The 6,239-nt window shown below is 68.3% G+C and carries 3 protein-coding genes, 6 tRNA genes and 1 pseudogene; 9 read left to right on the top strand and 1 reads right to left on the bottom strand.

Annotation, left to right across the window (positions count from 1 at the left end; genetic code table 11):
• The 8 genes and pseudogenes from HKK72_RS41770 to HKK72_RS34515 form a co-directional block, all read left to right on the top strand.
• Nucleotides 1-610: pseudogene (locus HKK72_RS41770) on the top strand (hypothetical protein); the annotation flags it as partial.
• A gap of 1,406 nt (nt 611-2,016) precedes the next feature.
• Nucleotides 2,017-2,107: transfer RNA gene (locus HKK72_RS34545), tRNA-Ser, on the top strand.
• 5 nt (nt 2,108-2,112) lie between these two features.
• Nucleotides 2,113-2,203, top strand: a tRNA-Ser gene (locus HKK72_RS34540).
• Between the two features lies 1 nt (nt 2,204).
• Nucleotides 2,205-2,277: transfer RNA gene (locus HKK72_RS34535), tRNA-Lys, on the top strand.
• A gap of 5 nt (nt 2,278-2,282) precedes the next feature.
• A tRNA-Glu gene (locus HKK72_RS34530) sits at nt 2,283-2,358 on the top strand.
• Nucleotides 2,359-2,374: 16 nt separating this feature from the next.
• A tRNA-Glu gene (locus HKK72_RS34525) sits at nt 2,375-2,446 on the top strand.
• A 5-nt stretch (nt 2,447-2,451) separates the two neighbouring features.
• Nucleotides 2,452-2,523, top strand: a tRNA-Met gene (locus tag HKK72_RS34520).
• Nucleotides 2,524-2,958: 435 nt separating this feature from the next.
• Entirely contained in the window at nt 2,959-3,828 is an 870-nt protein-coding gene (locus tag HKK72_RS34515; protein ID WP_187238614.1) for an alpha/beta hydrolase family protein, read from the top strand.
• 394 nt (nt 3,829-4,222) lie between these two features.
• On the opposite strand, the gene HKK72_RS34510 is transcribed toward HKK72_RS34515, so the two are convergent.
• Nucleotides 4,223-5,104, bottom strand: coding sequence for a serine hydrolase (locus HKK72_RS34510; protein WP_187238613.1), 882 nt, complete (start codon nt 5,102-5,104; stop codon nt 4,223-4,225).
• 145 nt (nt 5,105-5,249) lie between these two features.
• Here HKK72_RS34510 and HKK72_RS34505 point away from each other — a divergent pair.
• On the top strand, nt 5,250-6,239 hold a 990-nt coding region (locus HKK72_RS34505; protein WP_187238612.1), incomplete at its 3' end, for a LysR family transcriptional regulator.

Raw genomic sequence — 6,239 nt, 5'->3', positions numbered from 1 at the left:
ACACCCATCGCCCCGTTACGTCCGGGTGTACGGCACCGCCCGGAGCACCGGCTACGGCTACTCGCTGTGGGAGTTCCAGGTCTACGGACCCGGCTCCACGACCCCGCCGCCGGTCGGCGGCGGCTCGCTCGGGCCCAACGTGCTCGTGTTCGACCCGTCGATGTCGGCCGCCACCATCCAGGGCCAGCTCAACTCGGTGTTCAGCCAGCAGGAGTCCAACCAGTTCGGTACAAACCGGTACGCGTTGCTGTTCAAGCCGGGCACCTACAACGTCAACGCCGACATCGGTTTCTACACGGCCATCTCCGGCCTCGGCCGCTCGCCCGACGACGTCACCATCAACGGCAGCGTCAACGTCGACGCCGGCTGGTTCGGCGGCAACGCAACCCCAGAACTTCTGGCGGTCGGCCGAGAACCTGGCGGTCAACCCCACCGGCGGCACCAACCGGTGGGCCGTGTCGCAGGCCGCACCCTTCCGCCGCATGCACATCCGTGGCGGCCTCAACCTCGCCCCGTCGGGCTATGGCTGGTCCAGCGGAGGGTACATCGCCGACACCAAGGTCGACGGCCAGGCCGCGTCGTACTCCCAGCAGCAGTGGCTGTCGCGTGACAGCACCTTCGGCAGCTGGGACGGCTCGGTGTGGAACATGGTGTTCTCCGGGGTGAACGGCGCCCCGCCGAACCACTTCCCGAACCCCTCGCACACGACCCTCGACCAGAGCCCGTTCACGAGGGAGAAGCCCTACCTCTACGTCGACGGCTCCGGCGCGTACAACGTGTTCGTCCCGTCCTCGCGGCAGAACTCCCGGGGCATCACCTGGGCGGGCGGGGCGACGCCGGGCTCGTCCATCCCGCTCAGCCAGTTCTACGTCGCCAAGCCGGGCGACTCCGCCGCTACCATCAACTCCGCGCTGGGCCAGGGTCTGAACCTGCTGTTCACGCCCGGCATCTATCACGTCAACCAAACGATCAACGTGACCCGGGCCAACACCGTCGTCCTCGGCCTGGGCTACGCGACGATCATCCCCGACAACGGCGTGGTGCCCATGAGGGTCGCCGACGTCGACGGCGTCAAGCTCGCCGGGCTGCTCTTCGACGCCGGCCCGGTCAACTCGCCGGTGCTCCTCGAGGTCGGCCCGAGCGGCTCCTCGGCCGGTCACGCAGCCAACCCGACCTCCATCCAGGACGTCTTCTTCAGGATCGGCGGGGCCGGTGCCGGAAAGGCGACCAACAGCCTGATCGTCAACAGCGACAACACGCTCATCGATCACATCTGGGCCTGGCGCGGTGACCACGGCGCCGGCATCGGGTGGACCACCAACACCGCCGACACCGGGCTGATCGTCAACGGTGACAACGTGCTGGCCTACGGTCTGTTCGTCGAGCACTACCAGAAGTACAACGTGATCTGGAACGGCCAGGGCGGCCGCACCATCTTCTTCCAGAACGAGCTGCCCTACGATCCGCCGAACCAGGCCGCGTACATGAACGGGTCCACCCGGGGCTACGCGGCGTACAAGGTCGCCGACTCCGTCACCACCCACGAGGCGTGGGGCGTGGGCAGCTACTGCTACTTCAACGTCGACCCAACGATCGTCGCCGCCCGCGGCTTCGAGGTGCCGAACAGAGCCGGCGTGAGGTTCCACAACCTCCTCACGGTCTCGCTCGGCGGCAACGGGACGATCACCAACGTCATCAACACCACCGGCGGCCCGGCGAGCGGCACCGCCACCATCCCGAGTTACCTGGTCAGTTATCCCTGACGGCACAGCCCAAGGGCGTAAGCCGCACCGGCCCGCGCCCTGATCGCTGCTTCCGGCCCGCGTCATCATCCGGCGTGGGCCGGAAGCCGTTGCGCCGAACTCGCGCCGACCCCGGAAAAACCTGTTGCCCATGATCGGCGATTCGCTCAAACTATGGACATAGCCGATCGAAAAGACCGAACAAAACCGGCATCTATTTATCGCGAATGGGTCGAGCAGTGAAAATGGAATTCAGCTCCTGGGAACAGGAAATGGAAGGCGTCCGGTAGGTACGAGGAGCGCCGTTGGAAGCGGCGTAGCACGGCGATGACGTCGTGCCGGGGGTTCGAATCCCTCGCCTTCCGCACTCGGAGGGGCCAGCCGACGGATGGCGACGGCCACGGTTTCGAAAACCGTTGGGGGCTCAGCGTCCCGTGCGAGTTCGATCCTCGCCCTCTCCGCGCCGCTCGCGCCCGACTGGACGGGCACCGGCCTCTTACGCCGGACTGAAGGGGTTCGAGTCCTCTGGGTGGTACGCAAGGCCCGTTGGTCTAGACAGGTCAAGGACGTCCGGTTCTCAGCCGGAAGAACGTCGGTTCGAATCCGACACGGGCTACGTCGAGAAGCAGCACGGCCCCGTCGACCATGGGTTAGGTCGCGAGGTTTTCACCCTCGCGGAGCGGGTTCGAGTCCCGCCGGGGCTGCTCGGCGCGCAGTGGTGTAACGGCAACATGCCGGGCTCATAATCCGGGTGATCTGGGTTCGAATCCCAGCTGCGCCACTCCTACCGAAGATGACTGATCCAGCGCGATAGAACAGCACGGAAGCTCCTGGCGGATGCGCCGTCGAGTGGTGGTCGATGGCGTTTCCACCAGGAGTTTCGGCTGTCTCCGGTCGAATGGCGGACTGCCGCCATCCGTGCCGGCGGATCCGGATGCAGCCGGCTCACGGTCGGTCGCAGGCGCCTTGCGTCATGACCTCCGGCTGAGGGGTCGATTGTGACCGGCTCCAGTTGGAGCGATATCAGGCCCGGTCGGGCCACAAGTTCTGCTCGGTGACGGCGCGGCCGGTGATTTCACTGATGCCCGCTTTACAGGCCCGCAACACACTCGTGACAAGCCCGCGGGTGGGGCCGGTAAGGGGGGCCGATTCCACTCGGCTGGCGGAAATCGCCCGCGGCGCATTGTGCCGCGGCATCGTCACCGAAAGGACAGCCATGCTCCTGAAGAAGTCGCTCGGACTTCTGTGCGCCGGCGCGGCCCTCGTGGCCGGCCTGGCCACCGCGCCCACGGCCCAGGCTGCCGCCAGCCCGTACGAGCGCGGTCCGGACCCGACGGAGTCCAGCGTGACCGCCGCACGCGGCCCGTTCGCCACGTCCCAGGTCAGCGTCTCCAGCCTGAGCGTCACCGGCTTCGGCGGCGGTGTCATCTACTACCCGACCTCGACGAGCGAGGGCACCTTCGGCGCCATCGCCATCTCGCCCGGCTTCACCGCCTACTGGTCCAGCCTCAGCTGGCTCGGCCCGCGCCTTGCCTCCCAGGGCTTCGTCGTGATCGGCATCGAGACCAACTCGACCCTCGACCAGCCCGCCAGCCGCGGCAACCAGCTTCTGGCCGCCCTGGACTACCTCACCCAGCGCAGCTCGGTCCGCACCCGGATCGACGCCTCCCGCCTGGCGGTCGCCGGCCACTCCATGGGCGGGGGCGGCAGCCTCGAGGCCGCCAAGGACCGCACCTCACTGCAGGCCGCCATCCCCCTCGCCCCGTGGAACAGCGACAAGAGCTGGCCCGAGGTCCGCACCCCCACGCTGATCATCGGTGGGGAGAGCGACAGCGTCGCCCCGGTCTCCTCGCACTCGATCCCCTTCTACACCAGCCTGTCCAACACCCCGGACAAGGCCTACCTGGAGCTCAACAACGCCAGCCACTTCTTCCCGCAGAGTTCCAACACGACCATGGCGAAGTACATGATCAGCTGGATGAAGCGGTTCATCGACGACGACACCCGCTACGACCAGTTCCTGTGCCCACCGCCGCGCGCCACCGGCGACATCTCCGACTACCGCAACACCTGCCCGCACTCCTGAGCCCGACCGGTTCACCCGACGGCGGCCACGCTTCGGCGTGGCCGCCATCGGTCTTTCCGCAGCCGCACTTGGAGGTGGCAGGCCTTGACCACGCGACCTACTGCGGAATCGCGAACACCGAAGACCGTGGATGCGGCATCGGTGGCGAACCCATTGGGAACATGCTGCTGGTTGATCCAGCCCTCGACCCCTGTAACCGGACCAACGTTCCCCATCCCGCACGTCCTTCTGGAAACGAAGATTCCCAGTCGCGGACCTATCAGGCTGTGACGATCACTTTTCGAGGACAGGACTCGTGATGCGGCCACGTCCAAGAGGATGCGCGCCGACCGGCAATATGTGAACGCGTATCAGTGCAGGCCGACGACGCGTGCGCCGTCATCGGCCGGGGGAATCACCACGACCGCAGTGCCTCCACGGCGGTGCGCGCGGCCTCTCCCATCGCCAGATCCACGTCGATGCGACGGGTGTTCAACATCTTGGTCTTCGCGAAGATCGCGATGGCGTACCGCCCGCCGTCGGGATACTCGGCGACTCCCGCCTCAATGTGGTGGCCCGGCAATGTGCCGGTCTTGGCGGCGACGCGGACCTGCGGAGGGAACCCGGAGGCCAGCCGGGTCCAGGAGATCTGCCGTCCCATCAGTTCGCGGACCAGCGCGCACGCCGCCGCCGGGCCGGCCGCGTCCCGCCAGATCAGCGTGAGCAGCCGGGTGATCTCCCGTGCGGTGCTCGACGTGGTGTGGCCGGGGTCGAACGCGCGCAGTGCCCGCACCCGGTCCTCCGGGAGCGTCGGGAAGATCTCGGCGAACTCGGCGTCGGTACGCGCGCCGACATCGGCGAACATCGACTCCAGCAACTGCCGGGGTCCGCCGATCACCCGGGTGCGCGCCAGTCCCAGCTCCGCGGCCAACATCGGGACGGTGTCGGGGCCCACCCGCCGCATGAGCAGGTCGGCCGCCGTGTTGTCGCTGACCGACATCGCGAAATAGGCGAGATCTCGTAGCGACACCTCCGCGTCGTCGGCGCAGCCGGCCAGGCCCCAGCCGCCCAGCCGGTCCTCGGCCCGCACGAGGACCCGCTCCGTTGGATCGAGCTGGCCGGCGGCGACCTGCCGCGCGAACTCCAGGATCAGCAAGATCTTGAACACCGAGGCGATGACGACCTGGTCATCGGCGCCTGTTCCCAGCTCACGGCCGTCGGCGATGTCGACTGCGTGGAGGCGCGCTGTCACGTCAGCCCCGGCGAAAGTACTGGTGATCAGGTCAACTGTGCGCACCTGCGCCACGTTATCGCCGCCTCGGACGTCTCGAGCCGGAGGCCGACGCCCCGATGCCCCGGTCGGCGTCCGAGCCGATGTCCCAGTGGGCGTACCGGCCGACCGACCGCCCGGCGGCTCATAGCCGATCGCCTATGGTGGCGATGTGGACCTCTTCCGGCACCTGCGGCACTTCGTGGTCCTCGCCGAGGAGATGCACTTCACCCGGGCAGCGGAGGTGCTCGGCATCGCCCAGCCACCACTCAGCCAGTCGATCCAGCGGCTGGAGCGCGAACTCGACGTCGAGCTGTTCGATCGCTCGCGGCGTCAGATCAAGCTCACCACGGCGGGCCGGCTCCTGCTCAACGAGGCTCGCGACCTCCTGGCCAGGGAGCAACGGGTACGCACCCTGATGCTCAGGGCGCGTGACGGCGCCCTGGGCACGCTGCGCGCCGGAGTGCCGCCGGAGATCCCCGCGGTGGCGTTGCAGGCGCTGCTCCGGCAACTGGCCGAGCAGGCCCCCGAGCTCGATCTCGACCTGCAGGAGCTGACCACCGCCGAGCAACTGCGCATGCTGGCATCCGCACAGCTCGACATCGGGCTGGTGCACCATCCGGTCGCCGCCGCCGATCTGCGGCTCGGACCGGTCGTCGAGGTGCCGCTGGGCGTGGTGCTCCCGCGTCTTTCGCCGCTGGCGACGCTGCGAGAGATCGCGCTGGAGGACCTGGCGGGCCACGACCTCATCCTGTTCCCGCGCGCCACCGCGCCCGGCTGGCACGATCGCATGCTGGACGTCTGCCGCGAGCACGGATTCTCGCCGGCACGCCTGCGCCACGCCCGGAACCCGGAGTTCCTGCTCGGGCTGGTGCTGGCGGGTCACGGCGTCGCCCTCGAACAGGAGGCGATCGCACGTCGTGAGCCGCGCGTGGCATGGCGTCCGCTCACCGGCCGTCCGCTGCGCCGGAGCATCTCGGCGGCCTGGCCGGCCCAGCCGGAACATCCCGCCGCGATGAGATTCGCCGCGATCGCCGCCGAGATCCTCGCCGCCGCCGACACGACCTCGATGCCCCTGCCCGCTCCCGACGTGCCAAGACCATGGTCCGTGGTCTACACCCCCGCCGAGGACGCGACACGCAGCGGACCGCCAGAGCTCGGA

Source organism: Actinomadura sp. HBU206391, assembly GCF_014323665.1.
In the GTDB taxonomy this organism is placed as follows: Bacteria; Actinomycetota; Actinomycetes; order Streptosporangiales; family Streptosporangiaceae; genus Actinomadura_C.
This window is presented reverse-complemented; position numbering and strand designations above follow the sequence as displayed.